23 protein-coding genes are annotated in these 23,001 nt (G+C 55.5%); 16 read left to right on the top strand and 7 right to left on the bottom strand.

All coding sequences use genetic code 11. The annotated features are described in order from the left end of the window. Positions 1–9: 9 nt before the first annotated feature. Positions 10–924 carry a ribonuclease Z gene (gene rnz, locus PED39_06315; protein ID WII07202.1) on the top strand — a complete coding sequence of 305 codons (915 nt, stop codon included), beginning with the start codon at positions 10–12 and terminating at the stop codon, positions 922–924. Here rnz and PED39_06310 read toward each other — a convergent pair whose 3' ends face one another. Beyond that, positions 925–1,488 carry a CBS domain-containing protein gene (locus PED39_06310; protein WII07201.1) on the bottom strand — a complete coding sequence of 188 codons (564 nt, stop codon included), beginning with the start codon at positions 1,486–1,488 and terminating at the stop codon, positions 925–927. It abuts the gene before it with no gap. Positions 1,489–1,563: 75 nt separating this feature from the next. Between PED39_06310 and PED39_06305 the strand changes: the two genes are divergently transcribed. From PED39_06305 to PED39_06270, 8 genes are all read left to right on the top strand, one after another. After that, entirely contained in the window at positions 1,564–2,793 is a 1,230-nt protein-coding gene (locus PED39_06305) for a methionine adenosyltransferase (protein ID WII07200.1), read from the top strand. A gap of 87 nt (positions 2,794–2,880) precedes the next feature. After that, positions 2,881–3,465, top strand: a complete 585-nt coding sequence (locus tag PED39_06300) for a hypothetical protein (protein ID WII07199.1) — start codon at positions 2,881–2,883, stop codon at positions 3,463–3,465. Next, the gene (locus PED39_06295) at positions 3,465–4,403 is read left to right on the top strand and encodes a sugar phosphate isomerase/epimerase (GenBank protein WII07198.1); all 939 of its coding nucleotides are present in this window, start codon (positions 3,465–3,467) and stop codon (positions 4,401–4,403) included. The genes PED39_06300 and PED39_06295 overlap by 1 nt, the downstream gene beginning before the upstream one ends. A 56-nt stretch (positions 4,404–4,459) precedes the next feature. Further along, entirely contained in the window at positions 4,460–4,609 is a 150-nt protein-coding gene (locus tag PED39_06290; protein ID WII07197.1) for a 50S ribosomal protein L40e, read from the top strand. Positions 4,610–4,746: 137 nt separating this feature from the next. Beyond that, a complete protein-coding gene (locus tag PED39_06285; GenBank protein WII07196.1) occupies positions 4,747–5,715 on the top strand; it encodes a DUF835 domain-containing protein in 969 nt (322 codons plus the stop codon). Between the two features lie 9 nt (positions 5,716–5,724). Next, positions 5,725–6,990 carry a phosphopyruvate hydratase gene (gene eno / locus PED39_06280; GenBank protein WII07195.1) on the top strand — a complete coding sequence of 422 codons (1,266 nt, stop codon included), beginning with the start codon at positions 5,725–5,727 and terminating at the stop codon, positions 6,988–6,990. A 9-nt stretch (positions 6,991–6,999) separates the two neighbouring features. After that, complete coding sequence (locus tag PED39_06275) at positions 7,000–8,439, top strand: nicotinate phosphoribosyltransferase (GenBank protein WII07194.1); 1,440 nt, start codon at positions 7,000–7,002, stop codon at positions 8,437–8,439. 266 nt (positions 8,440–8,705) lie between these two features. Further along, positions 8,706–8,972, top strand: coding sequence for a hypothetical protein (locus PED39_06270; GenBank protein WII07193.1), 267 nt, complete (start codon positions 8,706–8,708; stop codon positions 8,970–8,972). 111 nt (positions 8,973–9,083) lie between these two features. Here PED39_06270 and PED39_06265 read toward each other — a convergent pair whose 3' ends face one another. Continuing rightward, positions 9,084–11,372, bottom strand: a complete 2,289-nt coding sequence (locus PED39_06265) for a DNA topoisomerase I (GenBank protein WII07192.1) — start codon at positions 11,370–11,372, stop codon at positions 9,084–9,086. Between the two features lie 84 nt (positions 11,373–11,456). After that, positions 11,457–11,897: a nickel-responsive transcriptional regulator NikR gene (nikR, locus tag PED39_06260; GenBank protein ID WII07191.1), complete on the bottom strand. Its 441-nt coding sequence runs from the start codon at positions 11,895–11,897 to the stop codon at positions 11,457–11,459. Between the two features lie 156 nt (positions 11,898–12,053). On the opposite strand from nikR, the gene PED39_06255 reads away from it, so the two are divergent. Beyond that, a complete protein-coding gene (locus tag PED39_06255; GenBank protein WII07190.1) occupies positions 12,054–12,848 on the top strand; it encodes an asparagine synthase-related protein in 795 nt (264 codons plus the stop codon). On the opposite strand, the gene PED39_06250 is transcribed toward PED39_06255, so the two are convergent. Together PED39_06250 and PED39_06245 are read right to left on the bottom strand one after the other, a co-directional pair. Further along, positions 12,827–13,621, bottom strand: a complete 795-nt coding sequence (locus PED39_06250; protein WII07189.1) for an ATP-grasp domain-containing protein — start codon at positions 13,619–13,621, stop codon at positions 12,827–12,829. The genes PED39_06255 and PED39_06250 overlap by 22 nt on opposite strands. A 4-nt stretch (positions 13,622–13,625) precedes the next feature. Beyond that, positions 13,626–14,486 (bottom strand): RimK family alpha-L-glutamate ligase, encoded by an 861-nt coding sequence (locus tag PED39_06245; protein ID WII07188.1) that lies wholly within the window; start codon positions 14,484–14,486, stop codon positions 13,626–13,628. A gap of 53 nt (positions 14,487–14,539) precedes the next feature. Here PED39_06245 and PED39_06240 point away from each other — a divergent pair, with 53 nt between their 5' ends. The 6 genes from PED39_06240 to PED39_06215 all read left to right on the top strand — a co-directional run bounded on the left by PED39_06240 (position 14,540) and on the right by PED39_06215 (position 20,847). Continuing rightward, the gene (locus PED39_06240; protein WII07187.1) at positions 14,540–15,775 is read left to right on the top strand and encodes a bifunctional folylpolyglutamate synthase/dihydrofolate synthase; all 1,236 of its coding nucleotides are present in this window, start codon (positions 14,540–14,542) and stop codon (positions 15,773–15,775) included. Next, positions 15,754–16,419: an endonuclease III gene (locus PED39_06235; protein WII07186.1), complete on the top strand. Its 666-nt coding sequence runs from the start codon at positions 15,754–15,756 to the stop codon at positions 16,417–16,419. Before PED39_06240 ends, PED39_06235 begins: the two co-directional genes overlap by 22 nt. A 109-nt stretch (positions 16,420–16,528) precedes the next feature. Then, the gene (locus tag PED39_06230; GenBank protein WII07185.1) at positions 16,529–16,909 is read left to right on the top strand and encodes a hydrogenase maturation nickel metallochaperone HypA; all 381 of its coding nucleotides are present in this window, start codon (positions 16,529–16,531) and stop codon (positions 16,907–16,909) included. Next, complete coding sequence (gene hypD, locus PED39_06225; GenBank protein WII07184.1) at positions 16,909–17,997, top strand: hydrogenase formation protein HypD; 1,089 nt, start codon at positions 16,909–16,911, stop codon at positions 17,995–17,997. The genes PED39_06230 and hypD overlap by 1 nt, the downstream gene beginning before the upstream one ends. Before the next feature lies 1 nt (position 17,998). Next, positions 17,999–18,562 carry a hypothetical protein gene (locus tag PED39_06220; protein WII07183.1) on the top strand — a complete coding sequence of 188 codons (564 nt, stop codon included), beginning with the start codon at positions 17,999–18,001 and terminating at the stop codon, positions 18,560–18,562. A 128-nt stretch (positions 18,563–18,690) separates the two neighbouring features. Beyond that, a complete protein-coding gene (locus PED39_06215) occupies positions 18,691–20,847 on the top strand; it encodes a DEAD/DEAH box helicase (protein WII07182.1) in 2,157 nt (718 codons plus the stop codon). A gap of 2 nt (positions 20,848–20,849) precedes the next feature. Here PED39_06215 and thrC read toward each other — a convergent pair whose 3' ends face one another. Then, positions 20,850–22,067 carry a threonine synthase gene (gene thrC, locus PED39_06210; protein ID WII07181.1) on the bottom strand — a complete coding sequence of 406 codons (1,218 nt, stop codon included), beginning with the start codon at positions 22,065–22,067 and terminating at the stop codon, positions 20,850–20,852. A gap of 1 nt (position 22,068) precedes the next feature. After that, a complete protein-coding gene (locus PED39_06205) occupies positions 22,069–23,001 on the bottom strand; it encodes a homoserine kinase (GenBank protein WII07180.1) in 933 nt (310 codons plus the stop codon).

The raw sequence follows: 23,001 nt of genomic DNA, 5'->3' as shown, positions 1-23,001 counted from the left end.
AACGATACCATGTTGGAACTGCTCTTCCTAGGCACAGGCGCCAGCGTCCCCTCGAGGGAGAAGGCCACGTCCTGCATAGCCGTCAGGAGCGGTTCCGACATCGTCCTCATGGACTGCGGCGAGGGATCCCAGAGACAGATCATGGTCTCGCCTTTCTCGTTCATGAGGATCAAAACCATTCTGATAACGCATCTGCACGGGGACCATGTGTTCGGTCTTCCCGGACTCCTCCAGACGATGAGCCTATCCGGAAGGAAGGAGCCTTTGACGGTCTATGGGCCAAAGGGTATCATCGAATGTGTGGCTGCGTTCATGAAGGCGACGGAAGGGGAGACCGTCTATCCTTTGGAAGTGAAGGAGGTTTCCGGAGGGGAGTCATTCACCGCCGGGAACATGAAAGTGACCGTCTACCCCACCGAGCATAACATCACATCCGTCGGCTACACAGTGAGCGAGAAGGATAGGCCCGGGAAGCTGGACAGGGAGAAGGCCATATCCTTGGGCATCAAGGACGGACCGGACATGTCGAGGCTCAAGAACGGGGAGACCGTCAACGGCGTATCACCCGATCAGGTCCTGGGGCCAGTGATCAAAGGGATATCCGTCTCCTACACCGGGGACACGAAGTACTGCCAATCGGTTATCGACGGCTCCAGAGGCTGCAACGTCCTGATCCATGAGTGCACATACATGGAATCCGAGGCTGACCTTGCGGTGGAGCATTCCCACTCGACGGCCTTGCAGGCTGCAAAAGTTGCTAAGGAGGCCGGGGTCGGAAACCTGATCCTCACGCACATCAGCAACCGTTACAACGAGACGTCCGTTGTCGAGGACGAGGCCAAGAGTATATTCAATAATACTGTAGCAGCGAAGGACATGGACCTTTTCGAGATCAGGCAAGATGGGATGTCCCTGAAGCAATGATCATATCAGCTTCAGCATGTCTGCCTTGGTAATCATTCCTTTTATCGATCCCTTATCGGAGACCAGGACGGCATTGCAGCTGCTCATCATACCCGCCACCGTGGAGATGGGCGTGGTACCGGAGACTACAGGGAACGAATCCCCCATTGCATTAGATACTGTGAGCCTGTAGACCTCATCGATCATCCTTCCGCTGCTGATCAGGTCGAAGATGTCCCTCTCGGAGATGCTTCCCACGGGATTGGTGCCGTTGAACACGGGGAACTGCGAATACCCCGTCTCCTCCATCAGACGCGCTGCGGACTGGATGGTCTCATCGCTCTGGATGGAGACCACTGATTTCGAGCACACATCGGCGGCGGTGAGTCCCTTACCGATGTCGTGCCTCATGGCCTCCAGGGTGTTGAAAAGAGAGACCACGGTCTCGTAGCTTGCAGAGATCTTCCCGCGTTCAATCTTCGCTATGGTGCTCTGACTGATGCCGGACCTTGCAGCCAGCTCGGACTGGGTTATATCCATTCCGATCCTGATCTTGCGGATGTCCGTAGCCGGGGGGAAGTTCATGCACGGACGATAAAATATTCCTATAAGAATATTATCATCAATAACATATATAAATAAGAAAATAATCGGCCTTTTATGGCTAAAGCTAAAAACGTCTATGTAGAGGGACTCAACGAGATCCCCGCACCTATGAAGAAAGTCGAGATCGTCGAGAGGAAGGGAATCGGACACCCCGACTCCGTCGCTGACGCTCTCGGAGAGGAAGTCTCAAAGGCTCTCTGCAAGATGTACATCAAAGAGGTCGGACACGTTCTCCACCACAACACCGACGAGACACAGCTCGCAGCCGGTAACGCCGCACCCAAGTTCGGCGGCGGATACATCATCGACCCAGTTTACATGCTCCTGGTCGGCCGTGCCACCACATTCATCGACGACGGAAAGGTTGTCAAGGACCTGCCCTGCAAGCCCACAGCTCTGGCAGCAGCACGCAAGTACCTGAAGAAGACCTTCCCCAACCTCGATGTCGACTCCGAGGTCATCCTCGATGCGAAGATCGGAATGGGATCCGACGACCTCACCGGCGTCTACAAAACATCCGGTATCCTCGCGAACGACACCTCCTTCGGTGTCGGATACGCACCCTACTCCGTCACTGACAAGCTCACACTCGAGACCGAGAAGTACATCAACGGCGCAATGAAGAAGAAGCTGCCCGAGACCGGACAGGACGTCAAGGTCATGTGCTCCAGGATCGACAACAAGGTCACAATGACCATCGCTTGTGCAATGGTCGACAAGTACATCCCCGACGCAGACGCATACAAGTCCGCCATCGAGCAGATGTACGACCTCGTCACTGACAACGCCCTGAAGATCATCGGAAAGGATGACATCAAGTTCAAGCTGGACATCAACACCGGTGACAACTACAAGAAGGGAATCTACTACCTGACCTGTACCGGACTCTCCCAGGAGATGGGAGACGACGGATCCGTCGGAAGGGGTAACAGGTGCAACGGTCTGATTACACCCTACAGGCCCATGTCCATGGAGGCTACCTCCGGAAAGAACCCCATCACCCACATCGGAAAGATCTACAACGTCATGTCCAAGCTCATCGCTGAGGACGTCGCGAAGAAGGTCACCAACGAGGCAGAGGTCAGGGTCAGGATCCTCTCGCAGATCGGAAAGCCCGTGTCGCAGCCCCTGAACTGTTCCGTTCAGATCGTGCTCCCCAACGCGGACAAGAACCCCAACCTCAAGAAGTGGTCCAAGGAGGCCGACGCCATCGCTTGCGATTGGCTCGACAATGTCGACAAAGTCTCCAACATGATCATCGAAGGCAAGGTCAAGACCTTCTGATTTTCTAAACCCCTGGGGGGCATAGCCCCCCTTTTTCATCACTATTTAAATAGATTTAAACCCATCCAACTAACGCTGGTGGTATAGATGAAGATAATTGATGCACCTCAGTTCGGCCCTATGTTCAGGTTCAATGACGCAAACGTCTATTGGACTATGTACATCCTATCGAACGGAAAACGCATAGGCCGTAAAAGACTGGCCGACGAAGTCGGAATCGGAGAGGGAAGCATGCGCAGGATCCTGGACACGCTCCAGGATTGGGACTACATCTCCATCAAGCAGACAGGCATCATGATCACCAAGGCTGGTCAGACTTTCTTGGACCAGATCCCCATCCAGCCTGTTGACATCTTCCTCGAGGGCTCCGTCATCGGACAGGAGCAGCAGGGAGTCATCGTCAAGGGTGTCGCCAACAAGGTGAACAACGGTATGGAGCAGAGAGATGCCGGAATCAAGGTGGGAGCCGAAGGATGCACCACGATCGTCTACAGGGACGGAGCGCTCTGCATCCCGCCGGACTGGAACCTCGACACAGAGAGACCCGACGTCGCCAAGAAGATCCGTGACGAGTACGGCATGAAGCCAGAGGACGCCATGATCATCGGCGGAGGCAACACCAAGCAGTCCGCCATCGTGGCCGCGGTGTCCGCAGCCCTAGAGCTGTTCTGATGAAGCACCTGTTCAGTTATTCCGTCTATCAGGAACTGGACGACCTAGGGAAGGATTTGGGAGCTATACTCCAAGGCCTCAGATGCGATGGCCTGGAGCTCCTGACCTCCCACGAACCCGTCGACCCCAGATATTCTCAGTACACCGTATCGGTGCACCTCCCCTATACCACGGATTGGCTGGCGGCTTGGGAGGGCAGACCGTATGAGATGTCCGACCACTTCGCCAGATACTACATGTACGGCAAGGACAAGGAGTCCGTCTGCGAGACCGTCAGGAACATGATCGACTGCGTTGCACCGCTCAAACCGGCCCACGGCGTGATCCATGCCTGCAACGTAAACATCCCCGACCTTTGCAAGAGGAACTATTCCGGGGACTGCAGGGACATCCTGCTGAAGTTCTGCGAGATGATCAATACGGCGATCTCCGGATTCCCGAAGGGAGAGCCCCCGGTGAAACTGGCCTTCGAGAACCTCTGGTGGCCGGGGCTCAGACTGAAGGATGATTCTGACTACCGCATTCTCGAGAAGCACCTGGAGTTCGAGAACTGGGGAATCTGCCTTGATACGGGTCACCTCATGAACTGCCTGCCAGGAATCTACACCGAGCAGGACGGGATAGAGGCTTTGCTGAGGATATTCGACGGTTACAGCCAAGACCTCAAGGACGCCATAGGGGCGATGCACTTCCACTACAGCGCTTCAGCCAAGTACCGCGAATCCTTCGAGGAGAAGGAGTACACAGGCGGACCAATAACCGACTTCATCAACGGATGCTACCATCACATCAATACCCTGGACCAGCATCTGCCCTATTCGGATCCCCGCTGCAGAGAGCTGATCGAGGCCATACAGCCTGAACTGGTGATCCACGAGCTGCCGGGACACGGCCATAATCCTCTGGATGACTTCGCTCAGCAGAGGTCCCTGCTCTGATTCTCTCCTTATTTTTATATAGTAAATCCCTAATCGGGAATTCAGAGGAATATCGAATGGCACGTTTCAAAGAGGCTGAGGCCAGGCTCCTTGACAAGACTGTATGCATGAACTGCTATGCTACAAACCCCAAGAAGGCAACCAAGTGCAGGAAGTGCGGATACAGCAACCTCAGGCCCAAAGCCAAAGAGAGCAGGAAGCAGTGATTACTGCTTCGTATTGATTTTTACGGCCTAATGGCCGGATACCTTCGGTTTAGCGTTAGCTATGCAAGGTACCGGCCGGCCATTTATCGTGAGTGTCAAATACCCTGTAGTCGGTATCCCGAACGGAGTTGCTAAGGATGAAGGTCCTGGTAGTCGATGACAACATTGCGATTCAAGAGATCCTGAAGGACATCCTCATTCAAGAGGGGCACGTCGTAAGGATCGCCGGTTCCATAGACGAGGCCGTCGATTCCATACTGGAATTCAGACCGAACGCCATCCTTCTGGATGCCGTCATCAACGATGAGGACGGTCTGCAGGTACTGGTCCGTGCCCACGAGCAGGATCACGATGTCGATCTCAACGCTGTTCTCATCAAGGGAGTCAATGATGAAGCTCCCACGGACAACTCGTTCATCAAGGCGATAGTCAACAAGCCATTCAAATCCCTGGACATCTCCGCCGCATTATCTGTATTGGTCGCGACCAAGGAGGCCCAGATGGTAGAGGCGGCAACCAGCGCCAAACCCAAGAAGGGGCTGTTCGGCTTCAGAAAGAGGAAGCAGCAGCCTGCATCGGCTCCCGCTTCTTCGGAGCACATCGACACCAACGATTCAGCGATCATCGCAGAGTACATCTCATCTGAAGGTCCGATGTACGGAAGGTCCTACGTGTTCTTCGAGAAGGAACCCTCCAAGATCTTCGATTTCCTAGACATCTTCAACCCTTCCGACTACAACATTCTGGTCATATCCTCGGAGAACTCCAAGGCCGTGAAGCAGAACTATGGGAAGGACAACCTCGAGGTCGCCACACTCTCGGCCGGTGTCAGGGGAAGATCCCTGGACATCAATGCGCTGGGAACTCTCACGGTGTTCATCAAGGACTACATCAGAAATCATGACAGACCTATCGTCATGATCGAGAATTTCACAGATATCATCGATAACAACGGCCTCAACCACAGCCTAGTGTTCCTGCACCAGCTGGTGAAGGCCAACATCAATGACAAGAAGACCACCTTCGTGGTCTCCGTCGATCCTTCGATCCTCACGACGAAGGACCGCAACATCCTGCTCGGGGACATGTCCGAGTACTCCAACTGAGGGAGAGAAATGCAGATAGAGAAGGTATGGGCAAGGGAAGTCCTGGATTCCAGAGGCAACCCCACGGTAGAAGCAGAGATCACAGTCGGCGGCCAGAAGATATCCGCCATCGCTCCCTCCGGAGCATCTACGGGATCGTGGGAGGCCCACGAGCTCCGCGACGGCGGGAACAGGTACGGCGGAAAGGGAGTGCTGAAGGCGGTAGAGAACGTCCGCGGACCCATCGCCAAGAGGATCACCGGCATGGACCCTACCGATCAGGAAGGAATCGACAGGGCAATGATCGAGCTCGACGGCACCGAGAACAAGACCAACCTCGGCGGAAACGCCACTGTGGCCGTGTCCCTCGCAGTCGCCAGGGCCGGTGCCATGTGCAACAACATCCCCGTCTACCAGCACATCGGGAAGGACCACGTCACGCTCCCTGTGCCCATGCTCAACATCATCAACGGCGGAAAGCACGCCGGAGGCAACCTGAAGATTCAGGAATGCATGATCATCCCCGCCGGAGCCAAATCGTTCTCGGATTGTCTGCAGATGTCGTCCGAGGTCTACATGCATCTCAAATCCATACTGAAGAAGAAGTACGGGGTAGGAGCCATCAACATCGGCGACGAGGGAGGATTCGCTCCCCCGCTCGATACGGTCGACGAGGCCCTGTCCACCATCGTATCCGCAGTATCCGATGCAGGCTACACCCCCGGAAAGGACGTGTTCCTTGCGATCGACGCTGCTTCCTCAGAGTTCTTCAGCGACGGCGTCTACGACGTCGACGGAATGAAGCTCTCTGCCGGAGAGCTCGCTGACCACTATGTGCAGCTCACCAAGGACCACCCGCTCATCAGCATCGAGGACCCGTTCTTCGAGGATGACTTCGAGACCACGGCCGAGCTCACCAAGAAGGTCGGCAACAAGGTCCAGATCGTAGGTGACGATCTGTTCGTCACCAACTCCAAGCGCCTCTGCAAGGGAATCAAGCAGGGAGCTGCCAACGCACTCCTGCTGAAGGTCAACCAGATCGGAACCATCACCGAATCCGGAGAGGCTGCGCAGATGAGCTTCGACCACGGATACAACGTCGTCGTTTCCCACAGGTCCGGAGAGTCCGAGGACACCACCATCGCCGACCTCTCGGTCGGATGGGGATCCGGAGAGATCAAGACCGGAGCTCCCGCCAGGGGAGAGAGGACTGCCAAGTACAACCGCCTTCTCAGGATCGAGGAGGAGCTGGGATCCAAGGCTGTCTTCCCCGGAATCAAGAAATTCCACATCTGAGGACTAGAGATGGATTACCAAAGGAACATCCCCCTGCTGTGCGACTACTATGAGTACACGATGTCCAACGGGTACCTGGAGAAAGGTCTGGGAGACCGCATGGTCTACTTCGACATATTCTTCAGGACGGTACCCGACAAGGGCGGATTCGTGGTGTTCGCAGGCTTGGAGCAGCTGATGGACTACATCACCAACCTCCGTTTCACCGAGGAGGACATCGAGTTCATGCGCTCCAAGGGAACGTTCGGGGAGAAGTTCCTGGATTTCCTCAAGGACTTCCATTTCACCGGGGATGTGTGGGCGATACCCGAAGGAACGGCTGTGTTCCCCGGAGAGCCCCTCATCACCATCAGGGCACCCATTGCCCAAGCACAGATCCTGGAGACCTTCGCTCTCCTGACGATAAACCATCAATCCCTTATCGCCACCAAGGCCAACCGTATTGTGAGGGCTGCAAAGGGCAGGACCGTACTGGAGTTCGGCTCCAGAAGGGCCCAGGGAACCGATGCGGCCATATTGGGTGCTAGGGCAGCATACATCGCCGGATGCGGCGGAACGGCATGCACTGTGAGCGATGAGCTTTTCGGAGTGCCCGCGAGCGGGACCATGGCCCACTCTTGGGTGATGATGTTCGATTCGGAGCTCGAGGCATTCAAGGCGTTCTGCGAGCTGTATCCTGACAACGCCACCCTCCTGGTGGATACCTACGATACTATCAACAGCGGAATCCCCAATGCCATAAAAGCGATCAAGGAGGTGCTCATCCCCAAGGGGATAACCAAATGCGCCATCCGCCTGGATTCTGGTGACTTCGCTTTCCTCACCAAGAAGGCAAGGGAGATGCTAGACGATGCCGGTCTCACGGACTGCAAGATAGTCGTATCCAATGCCCTCGATGAGAATCTGATCAAGGATCTGCTCAACCAGGGTGCCGTAATAGACGCTTTCGGTGTAGGCGACAATCTGATCACCTCCCACAGCGACCCTGTGCTGAACGGTGTGTTCAAGCTCGTCGCCATGGAGGAGGACGGCAAGATAGTTCCTAAGATCAAGATCTCCGACAACGTAGAGAAAATCACCACACCCCATTTCAAGAAAGTCTACAGGGTCTATGACGACAAAGGCATGGCCATTGCCGATCAGATCTGCGTTTACGACGAGACCATCGACACGGATGCGCCGTTGGAGCTTTTCGACCCCTCCGCGACTTGGAAGAGGAAGACCCTAGAGAACTACTCCGTCAAGGAACTCATGGTCAAAGTCATAGAGAACGGAAAGCTTGTGTACGATCTCCCCTCCTTGGAGGATATCAGGAAACACTGTGCCGAGGAGACGGATACCCTTTGGGACGAGGTCAAGCGTTTCTCCAACCCTCATCAATATTATGTCGATATGTCGGAGAAGTTATGGAACGTCCGTAACGATCTGATTAACCAATCTAGGCAGTAACGAATTCCGTGGCGGAATTACGAATTTCGTTCCATCTATCTGCTTTATATACGCTTGGATGAGCGAAATATCCCACATTTCCTATATATAAAACTAACTATCCAAAAACGTACAAAAATTGTCGGTCTAAACGAACTAACGTCGTTAATCTATAGACCCTAAACTAAGGGTTTATATGGGGTGTTTGCGTAGCCCTATCTGTAGAAGAAATCGGGCAATTATGACCAATCAACTCCGATATCTTCACAGGTTGGGGGACTCGTAATATGAGCGATGAAAAGACTGAGGAATGCGGCAGCTACGCGCGCCGTAAGCCATCCAGCATTCGTCTGGACAGGCTGGATCTCGAGAACGAGATGTGCGTGTACTGCGCCTGCGGCCGTATCGTCGCCCTCGATAGGTCCGAAATGCAGTTGAAGTTATCACTTGGCAAAGAGCTCCAATGCACCGAGTGCCGCAACCGCAGAATCTCGGAAGAAATTGACTTCCTCAACAACCTCTACGACGGCTTGATCGACGAGGAAAGTTACTAATTTTAAAAACTAAGAAAGTAACACGAAATTTCCTATAGTGTTACTATATAAAACGGCAAAGTTAGCTTTAAAATATAGTAAGTAAAAAATGAAAATTACCGCTCGAACGCATCATTCAGAGGCGGTCTTCTTAGCGGGTTTAGTCGTGCGAGCTGCCTTCTTCTTTCCGGGGCAGTCGGGATTGATGCACTCCTCGAGATTTCCTACCTTGACCATGGGTGCCTTACAGATCGCACAGGGCTTGCCTAGGGGAGTGATGACTCCTCTCGGCCTGAGAGGGTAGGTCTGAGTGCATGTGGGCCACGAAGAGCATCCTGCGAACCTCCTGCCGGCCTTGGAGAACATAACCCTTATGTGACCGTTGTTGCAGGTAGGGCAGAGTCCCAAGTCGTTGAGAGCGACGTTGCTCGTACACTTGGGGTCGATGCACTGCACAGAGGGCGGGTTGCCCTTTCTGATGATCTTGAGCTGAGGAAGGCCGCAGACAGGGCATTTGGAATCCACAGTCTGCACCAAAGCTCCCCTGGGGAGCGGATATGCGCGCTTGCACTCGGGGTATCCGTCGCATCCGATGAAGTTACCGTTCTTCGACCTCTTGACGGACATGTTGTTCCCGCATGACGGACAGACGCCGATATGCTGCTGAGAGTGCAGCGCGTCCTTGATCTCCTTTCCGATGTCGTCGGACTCCTCAGAGATCTTGACCGCCACATCGTGGAGCATGTCCTGCGATTCCTTGACGACGGAATCCAATGTGCGTGCTCCCTCGGAGATGCTGAGCATGTCCGATTCCAGCTTCGCGGTCATGTCCGGCTCCGTGATACCTCCGCCGTGCTTCTCCAGCGATTTCGTGAGCGCGATTCCGCTGGGAGTGGGGATCATGTAGTTGCCCTGGACATAGTTCCTTGAGAACAGCTTGCCGATGATGTCGTGCCTAGTACTCTTGGTACCGAGCTGCAGCCTGTCCATCTCTTGGATGAGCGAACCTTGGTTGTACCTGTACGGGGGCTTGGTCTCGGACTCGACGATGGCCATGGACCTCACGTCGACCTCCTCGCCCTCCTTCAGGACCGGGAGCCTGCTCTCGTTCGCGGGCAGGTACTTCTTGTAGTATTTCTTCCAGCCGGGATCCGTGAGAACGTATCCGTCGGAGAGGAAGTTCTCTCCCTCCACCTCGATCACGCACTTGGTGACCTCGGCCTTGGCGTTGGGTGCGACCGTTGCCAGGAATCTCCTGACGATGAGCTCGTAGAGCTTCCACTTGTCGCCCTTCATCTTGTCCTGCGTGGCCCCTGCCGTGGGGTAGATAGGCGGATGGTCCGTTGTGCTCCTCTTTCCCTTGGAGGGGTAGATCTTCTCCTGGGCGAGGATCTCGTTGACCTCTGCCTTGAACTCCGAGTCCTTGAGCTTATCGAGCACCGACCTCAGGTTGAGGCTCTTCGGGTACTCGGTGTTCTCGGTACGCGGATATGAGATGTAACCTCCGGTGTACAGGTCCTCGGCCAGCTTCATGGCCGTGGTTGGAGGGATACCGATCTTGTTGGCCTCCACCTGCATCATCGTGGTGTCGAACGGCGCCGGCCTGTACTCCTCCTTGATCTCCGAGGAGTATTTGGCGACGGTACCGGTCTTTGTTGACTTGACTTTCGAGAGGACGGCCTCCGCCTCCTCCTTCTTCCAGAAGGGGTTGTCCTCGTGCTCTCCTTTGAAAGCTAGCATGCCGAACTTGCCCACCAGGTTCCAATAGGGGACGGGGACGAAGTTCTCGATCTCCTCATGCCTGTCGACCAGGAGCTTGAGCGTGGGGCTCTGGACCCTTCCCACGGACATGAAGTTGTTCCCAACCTGTCCGGATGACAATGAAATCAATCTTGTGAGGACGGCTCCCCAGGACAGATCCACGATCTGCCTTGCCTCTGCGGCATCGGCGAGCTTCTCGTCGGGGTCGGTGAGGTTCTTGAATGCTGCCTCCACCTCTCCCTTGGTGAGGGCGCTGAACTTGGCCCTCTTGACCTTGCTCATATCGGCACCGATGGCCTTGACGGTCTCCATACCGATGAGCTCTCCCTCCCTATCATAGTCGGTAGCGATGATGATCTCGTCCGACTCGGAGGCGATGTCCTTGATAGTGTTGAGGATGGATTTCACACGCACCGATTTGACCTGCGGGGCGTAGACCAGCTCGGCAGGCTTGATTGCACCCCAGTCGTTGTACTCCTTGGGGTAGTCCAGCTCTATGATGTGCCCCCTGAGGCTCACTACGTTGTAGTCGTCGCCTCCGGCCGTGAACTTGATGACGGTGGCACCGTTAGCTGAAGAAGACTGCGATTTTCCGTCCGAAAGGATGGTGGAGATCCTCCTGGCGGCGTTCGCTTTCTCGGTGATGATCAATTTCCTCATTGCCTTTCAGAAACTGGCCCGATGGTATAAATTGATTGGCCTGGGTAGTCGGGTGGCCGCCCGGGCCGATGAGTGTGAAAAAGATCAGTGCCTGTGGCCGATGTGGTGCATGTTGCCCGAGGAGGGCGCTACCATGGTGAGCCTTCCCCTTAGGACGCCTTTGAGGCTTGTGATCTCGGAGGCGAACTCCTTGAGGGAAGCGAGCTTGTCCTCGCAGATGAGGATCTCCATGCACTTGGAATCGTCCAGGTGTATGTGGACAGAGGTCTTCACGAGCCCCTGGTGATGGTGCTCGAGGTCTGTGATCTTCTCTCCGACCGCGGAAGCCGTATGGTCGTAGACGATCACGACTGTACCGACCATCCACTCGTCATCGTTCTTCCACTCGTTCTCTGCGAGGGAATCGCGGACCAGATCGCGCAATGCTTCTGATCTGCTGCTGTATCCTTTCTTCGCGATATCCGCGTCGAAAGCTTCCAAAAGATTGGGCTCGAGTGATACGCCGATACGGGTGACGCCTGTCATGAGTTTTGTTATTATTTCTAAATATAAATAGTGTTACTGATAGCGTAAAAAACAGCGTTTACGATAACACTGGTTCGATATTCATGACGGACTATGTGTCAGATTCTCTGGTCCCGCATGGCACGTTATTTAAGGTCATTCAGCAATCACAGTCACATGTCCGTTGAAATCGACAATCTCCAGAACGCGCTCGTTTCGGCAATCAAGAGCCAAGTCCAGGGCGAGGACATCGCTGTGGCATTCTCCGGAGGATTGGACTCCGGCCTCGTGGCCGCGATAGCGAAAGAGTACGCAAGATCCGTGACCCTGTACACGTCCGGTAAGGACCAGTCATACGACGTGGTCATGGCACAGGAGATGTCAGAGAGGCTCGGCCTACCCTGGCTTCACATCCCCCTCACCGAGGATAACATCGAGGCCAGGCTCAGGGAGATGATCTCGATTACCGGGACCTCCAGCCCTCTTACCCTCTCGTTCGAGCTCCCGCTGTTCTTCGTATGCAGGACCGTCCGCGAGAAGTACGTGCTGAGCGGACAGGGATCTGACGAGCTCTTCGCCGGATACTCGAAGTACATCGGACTCTCCATCGATGAGCTGGACAGGATGAGGAAGGCGGACCTAGGAAAGCTCATTTCCTCTACCATCCCTCACGAGACCAAGGTCGCTGACCACTTCGGAAGGAAGGTCCTGTACCCCTACATGGATTCCATCGTCACCATGCAGGTCAACGCACTGGACCTCAACGAGCTGAAGCCCGCCGATGCGGATCACAGGAAGATACTCCTCAGGCAGGTTGCAACCAACCTCGGATACCCCTTCATCGCTGAAAAGAAGAAGAAGGCGGCCCAGTACGGATCCGGAACCATGGACCTCGTCCGCAAGGTGGCCGAGAACAAGGGCATGACCTACGCGGAGCTCGTCGACAGCATTTACAAGGACATCTTCGAGTGAGCGACGTACTCCATGTACATCCTCGCCGGATCGAGATCCGTGAGCGAGTAGAGCATCCTGGTGCCCACCACATCCTCAATCTCGTTCAGGTAAACCTTACCGTCCCCGGACACGAAGTCTATGCCGATGAAATCGGCCATGAGTTCGGGGACTATCCTTCTCACAATATCGACGACCTCTGCTGGAGGCTCGACCAGTTCTGCCTTCCCGCCAAGCTTGAAATTGGCCCTGAAATCCGAATCAGACGAGCGCATGACCGATGCGATTATCCTGCCTCCGAGGACATAGACGCGCAGATCCCTGCCAGGGGATGATGCGAATTGCTGGACTATGGGCTTCCTTCCGTCCAGTCTGTCGCAGTATTCGGATACTTCCTTCTCGTTCTCAGCCTTGAAGACCTCGGACCCTCCGTGGCCTATACATGATTTGACCACCCAAGGAGGACCTGGCGGAAGCTGCTGCCCAGGGAACGAGAAAGGAAGGATCGGTATCCCCAGGCTCTTCACGAAGGAGTATGTGAATGACTTGTCGTTGCATATCCTGCAGACAGAGGATTTGTTGAACACGGTGCTCCCGTAATCCTCCAGCTGTGAGACGAGATCGCTGTCCCTTATGCGCGAGATGACTATCTCGGGAGCGTCCTCGATGTCCATGGTATCAGTGGTAACGATAGAACAATCCATGCCCAGCTCGTTGCCGCAATCCCTTAGACGTTCGGCGAAGAACGTATTGGACTCCAGGTCCGTCCTGTCATAGAGAATCCAGCATCTCAAAGTATCACTGTATGAGGTTGACTATATGCCTGATGATGTGGTCGGAGACGTCGATGCCGGTAGCGTTCTTCAGATTAGTGATGTGAGCGTTGGAGTTCACCTCGCATACAACTGGGCCTTCCGGCGAATTGATGATGTCCACTCCGGCGAAGTCCGCCTGGACCGCCGCTGCAGCATCTATTGCGAGGATCGCTTCCTCCTCCGTCGGGACGTACTTGGTCATGGTGCCTCCGTTGCTGGCGTTGGCCCTGAAATCACCCTCTGCGGCCTTGCGCTTGACTGATGCGACAACCTTCTCTCCGACGACCTCTATCCTTATGTCCTCGGCATCGCATTCGATGTACTCCTGGAAGATCTTCGGAACTGGATCCGATGATTCGTTCATTAGGTCGGTCTCATCGACGATGAGCCTCACCTGCTCCCCGAAGGAGCCGAAACAATCCTTGACGACCATCGGATAGCCGAGGATGTCCTGGGCGGTCTTCACCCAATCCCCGAGGGGCTGTCCGAAAGTCATCGGGGAGGCCAGAGTCCTGATGGACGGGATGCCGTAATCTGCCAATGTGAGATGGGTGAGGGACTTATCGTCGCATACCCTGATGCACTCAGAGCAGTTGAACACCGGATATCCGCACACCTCCAGGTTCTTGGCGAGCTTCACATCCTTGTCCCAGAATACGACGAAATCGCAATCGCCGAGCTTCTCATGGAACGCCTCCTCATCCCCAATGGGAACGGTCAGATCGGTGTTGTGGAAGACCTCTATCGGGATGCCCGCCCTTGATCCTGCCTGGACGATCATATCGGCAGGTTCCCTGAAGGAATCGTTGCAAAGGTGCCCGTTGATGACTACAGCTCCTCTCATCGATTGTCGAAGGGACGCTCATGTTTTTATGACTACCTTCTATGGGGTTGAGCATGAGCGGTCCGAACGTCGAATGGTTGGATGGACTCAACGTCCGCGGGATAAAGCCCGGACTTGAGAGCATCACAGCCCTGCTGGGAGCACTTAATGATCCGCAGAAGGGCCTTAGGACCATACACGTTGCGGGCAGCGACGGCAAGGGTTCTGTTTGCTGCATGCTTGAATCGATCCTCATCGCTTCTGGTTACAGAGTGGGGATGTTCACATCACCTCATATTCTGAAGGTCAACGAATGCATCCGCATTGACGGAGATGATATCTCCGATGATCTCCTGGAAGATTGCCTGTCCAAGGTCAAAAGGGCATCCGAAGGATCCGGATGCCAATGCACCAACTTCGAGGCCCTGACCGCATGTGCCCTCACGGCATTCCGTGAAGAGGGAGTGGACATCGCTATCGTCGAGGTCGGCATGGGAGGCAGGCTCGACTGCACCAATCTGGTGGAGCCGGAGGTCACTGTGATCAACAACATCAGCATGGAGCACACCAGATATCTGGGTTCCACTCTCGAGGAGATCGCATCCGAGAAGGCAGGCATCATGAAGCCCGACATTCCCTGCGTCACAATCAACACAGGAAAGGCTCTTGACGTAATCACCGAGAACTCGGAGAGGCTCGGATGCTCCCTCACGGTCATCGACCCCGAGGAAGTTGAAGTCCTCGAGAACGCATCGGACCACATCATTATGCGCTACTGCGAAAGCAACTATCGCGTCGGTCTGCCTGGAAGATTCCAGGGCCGCAATGCCGCTCTGGCGATCGAAGCGGTGCGCTCGCTTAAGGATTACAGCAGGATCATGCATTTCGTCCCAATAGGTCTGGACTGCGCCTGCTGGCCCGCGAGGATGCAGAAGCTGGAAGGATTGCCGATAATCCTCGATGTCACCCATACCAAGAAAGGAGCGGAGTGCCTTAGGGATGACATAGAACAGATCTACGGCAAGGTCATCCTTGTCTCAGCGATGCTCAGCGACAAGGACCTGGACGGTGTGGCGGAGTTGCTGTCTCCGATAGCATCGAAGATCTACGTATCCTCACCGAATTCCCCAAGAGCGGCGGACAAGGATCATCTTGGATCGATTTACAGAAGGCACCACAGCGATGTGACGGTCTGTCAGACCGTAGGAGATGCTGTGGAGCAAGCAATTAATGACGGAGGAACCATTCTGGTGACGGGTTCCTTCAGGACCGCGGAGGACTGTCTTAGATGGCTGGAAAGAACAAAGTGAGCGAGATACTGGACATACTGTCGCAGGACTACAACAAGGGAGCCTATCCCGGAAGGAACTCAGAAGGACTGAATCCCGAGTGGCCGTGCGATCCGTTCCATGTGCTGATCGCCACGATCCTCTCCCAGCGCACCAAGGACGACAACACCAGGAAGGCATCGGATAATCTCTTCCACAAGTATGATTCCGTGGAGGAGATCGCGGATGCCGATGTGGAGGACGTCATACAGCTAGTCCACTCTGCCGGATTCCCCAGGCAGAAAGGGACCGCGATCGTTGAATGCTGCAAGATTCTCAGGGACGAGTACGACTGCGTCGTGCCCTCCGACACCGACGAGATGATGAAACTGCCGATGGTAGGAAGGAAGACGGCTGCATGTGTGAGGTCTTATGCCATGGACATCCCGTCTATCTGCGTGGACACGCATGTGCACAGGATCTCGAACCTCATGGGGCTTGTGGATACGAAGAATCCCGAGGAGACTGAATTCGCCCTCATGGACATCACTCCAAGGGAACGCTGGTCGGATATCAACAGGTACATGGTCAGGCACGGCCAGGTGGTGTGCCTTCCGAACCATCCGCACTGCGAGAGGTGCAAGGTCATCAAATACTGCAAGCACGGAAAATCGGTCAAGAAATGATGCTTGTCAGAACATCAGCGACATCATTCGTTGCCTCATAGGCATACCTTGAGTAATCCCGCTTCTGTGGGCCATCAACTTATATGCTCCCCAGCTATAACCGACTTAGATGCACGAGGTTTCAGTCGTAGCCACACTGGTCGATGCGATCATCAAGGAACTCCAGAAATACAAGGTGACAAAGGTCAATAGCGTCACCGTGATAATCGGAGACCTCACCAACCTCGGTGAGGAGCAGATGAGCTTCGCATACGAGATCGTGACCCGCGGGACGATCCTTGAGGGTTCGGAGTTCATTGTGGAGCACGAGCCTATCGAACTGAAATGCAAATCATGCGGCTTCACCGGCCCAGCCAAGGTGCTCACGGACCCGGATTTCGATTCTCATTCAATCCCGGTCCTTGCATGCCCCGAATGCGGCGGTGCGGTGGATGTCATAAAGGGACAGTCATGCATAGTGAAATGCATGGACATCGAGGAGGCAGAGTGATGTTCAAGTACAGGGACGAGGAGACGGCCAAGAAGATCCTGAACGGGATCAAGGACATGGGAGTGAAGGCCAAGTTCATGCATATCTGCGGAACGCACCAGGACACCATCGTCAGGTTCGGTCTGGAGCAGATGCTGAACGACGTGGGCATAGAGATCGCTCAGGGGCCTGGATGCCCGGTGTGTGTCACCACCAGCCAAGAGATAGCGGATGCGATCACGCTAGCCAAGAACGGCGTCACCGTCACGGCCTTCGGCGACCTTATGAGGGTGCCCACCACGATCGGGTCGCTCTTCCAGGCGAAGTCCGAAGGAGCCGATGTGAGGATCGTCTACTCCATAGACGATGCCGTGCAGATGGCCAGGGACCAGCCCGACAAGCCCCTTGTCTTCGTAGGGGTCGGATTCGAGACAACCGCCCCCTCCACCTGCGTCCCCCTCCACAAGGACGACTGCCCCGAGAACTTCAGCGTGTACAGCTGCCACAGGATCTGCCCCCCTGTGCTCAAGACCATATTCGACCTCGGCGAGACCAACATCCAAGGACTCATCGAGCCCGGACACGTAGCCGTCGTCACGGGAACTGAGATGTTCAAACCATTCTCGGAAGGGCCCTACAACATGCCTCAGGTGGTCTCCGGATTCGAACCCCTCGACCTTTTGATGTCCGTCTACATGCTGTGCAAGCAGATCAAGGACGGAAGGCATGAGGTGGAGAATGAGTACACAAGGCTTGTCAGGACCGAGGGCAACCCCATAGCTATGAAGCTGATTGAAGACACGTTCACCCCGGTGGACCGCTACTGGAGGGGATTCCCCAACGTGCCCAAGTCCGCACTGGCGCTCAAGCCCCAGTTCGCGGACCACGACGCCACCAAGGTGCACGAGGACATCCTGAAGACCACTCCCTCTGTCGAGGCGGAGGCTAAGGGATGCAAGTGCGGCGACGTCCTCAGGGGACTCATCAAATCGGAGCAGTGCCCGATGTTCGGAAAGGTCTGCAAGCCCACCAACCCGATGGGCCCCTGCATGGTGTCCGCGGAAGGTAACTGCAGCATCGCATACAGATTAGGAAACAAGAGGCTTTGACATGACGCAACTGATGACGGACCTCCACATGAACAAGCGCATCCTCGTGGTCACCAACGACTCCAAGGTGTTCAAGGACAAGAGCAAGCTGCTGTCGGCATTCGAGATGTTCGAGGGAAGGGCGACCGAGGTCAAGAACCTGGTCGCACGCTTGGACACCGCAACGGACGATAAGGACAGGAAGATCTGCGACGTTTCGTACGGTGTAATAAGCGCACGCTACGGATTCGTGCCCGGCAACTACATGGTCACAGGATACGAGGAGACCATGGACACCGCTGAGGAATTCAAAGCGGTGGACCAGAACAAAGGATACGTGGAGCAGGTCTCCTACATCGCCAACGCCTTCGACAAGGTCATCTTCTGCATGCCCAAGGAGCTCTTCAGGCTGTTCCTTGAGGCCGACCAGATCGGCAAGGGCAAGCTCATCGCAGTCACCAATCCCGAATTCAAAGAGGAATGCGAGAAGAGGGATTGGATCTACCTCGAGAGGAAGGGTGCGCGCGTCGGCAACGACAATGCGGACCGCATCGAGGAGATCATAAGGGAATTGTGCAAGCAGTGATCCGAATGAGGGTAGACGAGCTTGAGGTCTGCGATAGGGTCGCCGAGGCCCTCATGGAGGCAGGCTTCGTCAATCTTCACCCTCCCCAGGCGCAGGCCATCCCCATAGCGCTATAGGGACACAACCTTGTGGCTGCCATACCTACGGCGAGCGGAAAGTCGCTCATAGGATACATCCCCGCTCTGGAGATGATGGTCCAGAAGGGGAAGAAGGTCCTCTACATCGTGCCGTTAAAAGCACTGGCCTCCGAGAAGAAGGAGGATTTCGACAAGTTCTCACATCTGGGCATAAAGGCGCATATGAGCACCGGGGACCTGGATTCGGATGATAAGGGTCTGGAGGATGCCGACGTGATAGTCGCGACGTCCGAGAAGGCGGACTCGATGATACGCCACGGGAGCAAGTGGATCGAGAGCGTCGGCCTTGTGATAGCTGATGAGATCCACATGATACACGACCCCGGAAGGGGGCCTACGCTTGAGGTCGCACTGACCAAGTTCATGAGAAGGAACAGGGATCTCCAGATCATCGCCCTGTCCGCCACGATGTCCAATGCGTTCGACCTTGCGGAATGGCTTCACGCCAAACTGGTCGAGAGCGATTGGAGACCCATCCCGCTTAAGGAAGGAGTCTACTACGACGGCATGATCAAGTTCGACGACAGGACGTCCAGGGAAGTGCCCTCTGACGGAGAAGAAGTATGGAGCCTTGTCAAGCAGGCCGTCCAGGACGGCGGCCAGAGCCTGGTGTTCGTCAACTCCAGGAGATCCACGGAGGCTCTGGCGGTCAAGTACTCCAAGAACATGAGCGCACTTGCCGGAAGGACGCTGACCCCTCAGGAACTCTACGTCCTGGAAGGGGATTCCTCCGAATCCACAGCAACAGGAAGGAAGCTTTCATCCTGCGTGAAATGCGGCATCGCATTCCACAATGCGGGACTCACCTACAAGCAGAGGAAGTACGTCGAGGATAACTTCCGCAACGGAACCATCAAATGCATAGTCGCAACACCCACTCTGGCAGCGGGAATAAACCTCCCTGCCAGAAGAGTCATCGTCAGGGACACCTCACGTTACGAATCGAACTATGGCAATTCCCCCATCTCAGTGATGGAGGTCAAGCAGATGTGCGGTCGTGCCGGAAGACCCGGCTACGATCCTTATGGTGAAGCGGTCCTGGTCGCCAAGAATCAGGCCGACTTCGACCACCTCATGGAGGACTACGTCGACCACGACACCGAGCGCCTGACATCCAAGCTCTTCAACGAGAAGGTCCTGAGAAGCCACGTGCTCGGATTGCTGGCCACAGGCGATGCGGACAGTCACGAAGGAATCATAGACTTCCTCAAGGAGACGTTCTTCGGTACAGTCTCACAGCTCTTCGGCATCGAGGGCGTCGTGGACAGCATCGTAATGTCCCTGATTGAGGAGGACATGGCCAGGTCCCACAACGAGGTCCTGAGGGCAACGTCCTTCGGAAAGCGTGTGTCCGACCTCTACATCGACCCTGCTTCAGCATCTATTCTCAGAGAGGCGGTCACGAACATCAATGACGACACGGAGAACATACAGATCCTCCTTGCGGCGGCCATGACTCCGGATGTCATCGGAATGTATCCGAAGAAATCCGACCTTGACAGGCTGAACGCCGTCTCGGATGAGATTTGGGACAAGATGCTGGTCGATCCCGATGACATCGAGGATTACGATCCAGAGTTCGTGAACAGCGACCTGAAGGTCGCTCTGCTGATCAACGATTGGATCGAAGAGATGGACGAGGACACCCTGACCGAGACCATGGGCATCGGTCCCGGTGACATCAGGTCCAAGATCGACATGATGGATTGGATAATCTACGCCATGAGCGAGATCGCATACATGTTCAACCCTGATGCCATGAAGAAGATCCGTCCTCTGATGACCCGCGTGAGATACGGAGTGAAAGAGGAACTCATCGAACTGGTCTCGTTCAGAGGTGTCGGAAGGAGCAGGGCCAGGGTCCTGTTCGACAAGGGCATCCGCACCAGATCGGATGTCGCTGCGATTAGCGAGGAGGAGCTCGCAGCCATCCCGAGGATCGGTCCTGCGCTCGCTGCCAAGATGAAGGAGCAGGCCGGAGGCAAGACATTCGTCGTCGAGAAGATGGCGCCTTCTGAAGAGGAAGCGATGCTCGATGAGATGGCGGCCGAATTCGACATCCCGATGGATGACGAGAAACCTGTTGAAGATGAGAAGAAAAAAGTGGAAGAGGATGGTCCTAAACAGACCAACCTCTTCGATTTCTGAAATCAGTTGGAGAGGATCCTCTCGACGTCTGCGACCGAGTTTCCGCACTTGATCGGGGGTACACAGTTGTCGATGATTGCATTGGGATCCTTCAGACCGTTTCCGGTACAGATGCAGACCACACGCTCATCCTTGTCAGCCACTCCGAGGTTGATGAGCTTCTTGAGTCCTGCGACCGATGCCGCGGATGCGGGCTCCACGCAGACTCCCTCCTTCCTTCCGAGGAGCTGCTGAGCCGCGATGATCTCCTCGTCGGTGACGGTGGTGCAGTAACCTCCGGTGGAGTACATGGCCTTGAGTGCCTTCCTTCCGCTGACGGGGTTTCCGATCCTGATGGCGGTCGCGATGGTCTCGGGGTTGTGTTCCGGCTCGAAGTTGTCGTTCTTGGCGGCGAACGCCCTTGCGACAGGCGCTGAACCCGCGGCCTGGATACCGGTGAGCATGGGGACCTTGTCGATCCATCCGACCTCCTTCAGCTCCATGCATGCCTTGTAGACGGCCCAGATGTTGGCAGCGTTGCCGACAGGCAGGATGATCCTGTCGGGGATGTCGTAGGACAGCTGGTCCATGATCTCGAAGAGGACTGACTTCTGTCCCTCGGGGCGGTAGGGGTTGATGGAGTTGAGCAGGTACAGCTTCCTCTCGTCGGCCATCTTCCTGGCCAGTGCGAGGGCGTCGTCGAAGTTACCATCGATCGCCAGGACCTTGGCTCCGAAGAACAGGGCCTGTGCGAGCTTTCCCATGGCGACGTTTCCGTCAGGGAGGAACACGGCGCACTTCATCCCTGCCTTGGCGGCATAGGCCGCCAGCGCAGCGGAGGTGTTTCCGGTGGATGCGCATCCTACGGTGGTCGCTCCGAGCTCCTTCGCGTGGGAGACTCCGATGGTCATTCCCCTGTCCTTGAAGGATCCAGTGGGATTGAGTCCCTCGAACTTGACGAAAGCGTTCTTACAACCGATGGCCTCGCCGAGCGCCTTGGTCGGGTACAGAGGTGTTCCGCCTTCCTGGATGGAGACCTTGTTCTTGGGGTCCACGGGCATGAACGGATGGTACCTCCAGACTCCGATGGGCTCCTTGCGGAGGTCCTCCGGCTTCATCTCCTTGACTTTCTCCAGATCCATCTTGACGGTCAGGAGACCGCCGCATTTGGGACAGGTGTTGACGAACGGGTCGTCGACCTCTGCTCCGCAATCCCAACAGATTACTTTGTGTGCTGCCATTTCAAATCCTCCTGCATCCGGTACCGCAGTTCGTGATCCAGGTGTCGCAGGCCATACCGTTGTCGGAATAGACCTTGCGGACGGCATCGGCTATCGCCTTGCCGTCGTTGTTGTCCTTGTTGAAGAGTGATAGAATGCACGGTCCCGATCCGCTTATGCAGGATGAGATCGCGCCGTTGGCCATAGCGGCCTCCTCGGCCTCTTTAATGTGAGGTACGAGCTTCTGCCTCGCGGGTTCGATGACCGCGTCGGCTATGGACCTTCCTATGAGGTCGATATTGCCGGACATCATCGCATAGACAAGGGATGACGAGTGTCCGATATGGAAGACCATGTCCTTCAGCGATACCTCCTTGGGAAGCACCGCCCTTGCATCCTTCGTGGGGACCATTACGTCCGGCAGTGCCGCTACAATCCCCAGGTTCTCAGGTGCCTTTACGGACATGACGTCCAGGGGCTGGTTGGACCTTATGATGGTGAATCCTCCGAGGATGCACGGGGCCACGTTGTCGGCATGGAATCCCCCGGATGTGACACCTTCGGCGGTGGCCGCTGCGATGATGACCTCGTCCATGGAGAGCTTCTCTCCGGTGAGGACGTATCCGAGGTATGCGCCTCCCGATGCCGATGCGCCTGAGGAGCCCATGCCGCTGCAGGGCCTGATGCCCTTGGTGATCTTGATATCGATACCAAAGTCCGCTCCGGCCATCTCCAGAGCCTTCTTGGCCGCGATGCTGACGGAGTTCTTCTCGGGATCCCTCGGGATGCTGGAAGCTCCCGGCCCGTTGACCTCGACGATCCTGATCCCGGATTCGGTCTTCCTTCCCTCGATTATGTCGCAGGGACCTTCGAAGGCCATTCCGAAGGTATCGAAACCGGCTCCGATGTTGGCAGACGTCGCAGGTGCCGCTATCTTGACCCATTCATCGCTCAT

It is taken from the genome of Methanomassiliicoccales archaeon LGM-RCC1 (assembly GCA_030168575.1).
Classification (GTDB): Archaea; Thermoplasmatota; Thermoplasmata; order Methanomassiliicoccales; family Methanomethylophilaceae; genus Methanoprimaticola.
This window is presented reverse-complemented; position numbering and strand designations above follow the sequence as displayed.

What these genes read in the sequence shown, in the direction of transcription:
- PED39_06305 (WII07200.1), top strand. Translation starts at nt 1,564, where the DNA reads ATGGCTAAAGCTAAAAACGTCTATGTAGAGGGACTCAACGAGATCCCC.
- thrC (WII07181.1), bottom strand. Translation starts at nt 22,067, where the DNA reads ATGGCAGCACACAAAGTAATCTGTTGGGATTGCGGAGCAGAGGTCGAC.
- PED39_06205 (WII07180.1), bottom strand. Translation starts at nt 23,001, where the DNA reads ATGAGCGATGAATGGGTCAAGATAGCGGCACCTGCGACGTCTGCCAAC.
- PED39_06265 (WII07192.1), bottom strand. Translation starts at nt 11,372, where the DNA reads ATGAGGAAATTGATCATCACCGAGAAAGCGAACGCCGCCAGGAGGATC.
- hypD (WII07184.1), top strand. Translation starts at nt 16,909, where the DNA reads ATGTTCAAGTACAGGGACGAGGAGACGGCCAAGAAGATCCTGAACGGG.
- PED39_06300 (WII07199.1), top strand. Translation starts at nt 2,881, where the DNA reads ATGAAGATAATTGATGCACCTCAGTTCGGCCCTATGTTCAGGTTCAAT.
- PED39_06290 (WII07197.1), top strand. Translation starts at nt 4,460, where the DNA reads ATGGCACGTTTCAAAGAGGCTGAGGCCAGGCTCCTTGACAAGACTGTA.
- eno (WII07195.1), top strand. Translation starts at nt 5,725, where the DNA reads ATGCAGATAGAGAAGGTATGGGCAAGGGAAGTCCTGGATTCCAGAGGC.
- PED39_06270 (WII07193.1), top strand. Translation starts at nt 8,706, where the DNA reads ATGAGCGATGAAAAGACTGAGGAATGCGGCAGCTACGCGCGCCGTAAG.
- PED39_06240 (WII07187.1), top strand. Translation starts at nt 14,540, where the DNA reads ATGAGCGGTCCGAACGTCGAATGGTTGGATGGACTCAACGTCCGCGGG.
- PED39_06230 (WII07185.1), top strand. Translation starts at nt 16,529, where the DNA reads ATGCACGAGGTTTCAGTCGTAGCCACACTGGTCGATGCGATCATCAAG.
- PED39_06255 (WII07190.1), top strand. Translation starts at nt 12,054, where the DNA reads ATGTCCGTTGAAATCGACAATCTCCAGAACGCGCTCGTTTCGGCAATC.
- PED39_06310 (WII07201.1), bottom strand. Translation starts at nt 1,488, where the DNA reads ATGAACTTCCCCCCGGCTACGGACATCCGCAAGATCAGGATCGGAATG.
- nikR (WII07191.1), bottom strand. Translation starts at nt 11,897, where the DNA reads ATGACAGGCGTCACCCGTATCGGCGTATCACTCGAGCCCAATCTTTTG.
- PED39_06295 (WII07198.1), top strand. Translation starts at nt 3,465, where the DNA reads ATGAAGCACCTGTTCAGTTATTCCGTCTATCAGGAACTGGACGACCTA.
- PED39_06220 (WII07183.1), top strand. Translation starts at nt 17,999, where the DNA reads ATGACGCAACTGATGACGGACCTCCACATGAACAAGCGCATCCTCGTG.
- PED39_06235 (WII07186.1), top strand. Translation starts at nt 15,754, where the DNA reads ATGGCTGGAAAGAACAAAGTGAGCGAGATACTGGACATACTGTCGCAG.
- PED39_06275 (WII07194.1), top strand. Translation starts at nt 7,000, where the DNA reads ATGGATTACCAAAGGAACATCCCCCTGCTGTGCGACTACTATGAGTAC.
- PED39_06245 (WII07188.1), bottom strand. Translation starts at nt 14,486, where the DNA reads ATGAGAGGAGCTGTAGTCATCAACGGGCACCTTTGCAACGATTCCTTC.
- PED39_06285 (WII07196.1), top strand. Translation starts at nt 4,747, where the DNA reads ATGAAGGTCCTGGTAGTCGATGACAACATTGCGATTCAAGAGATCCTG.
- rnz (WII07202.1), top strand. Translation starts at nt 10, where the DNA reads ATGTTGGAACTGCTCTTCCTAGGCACAGGCGCCAGCGTCCCCTCGAGG.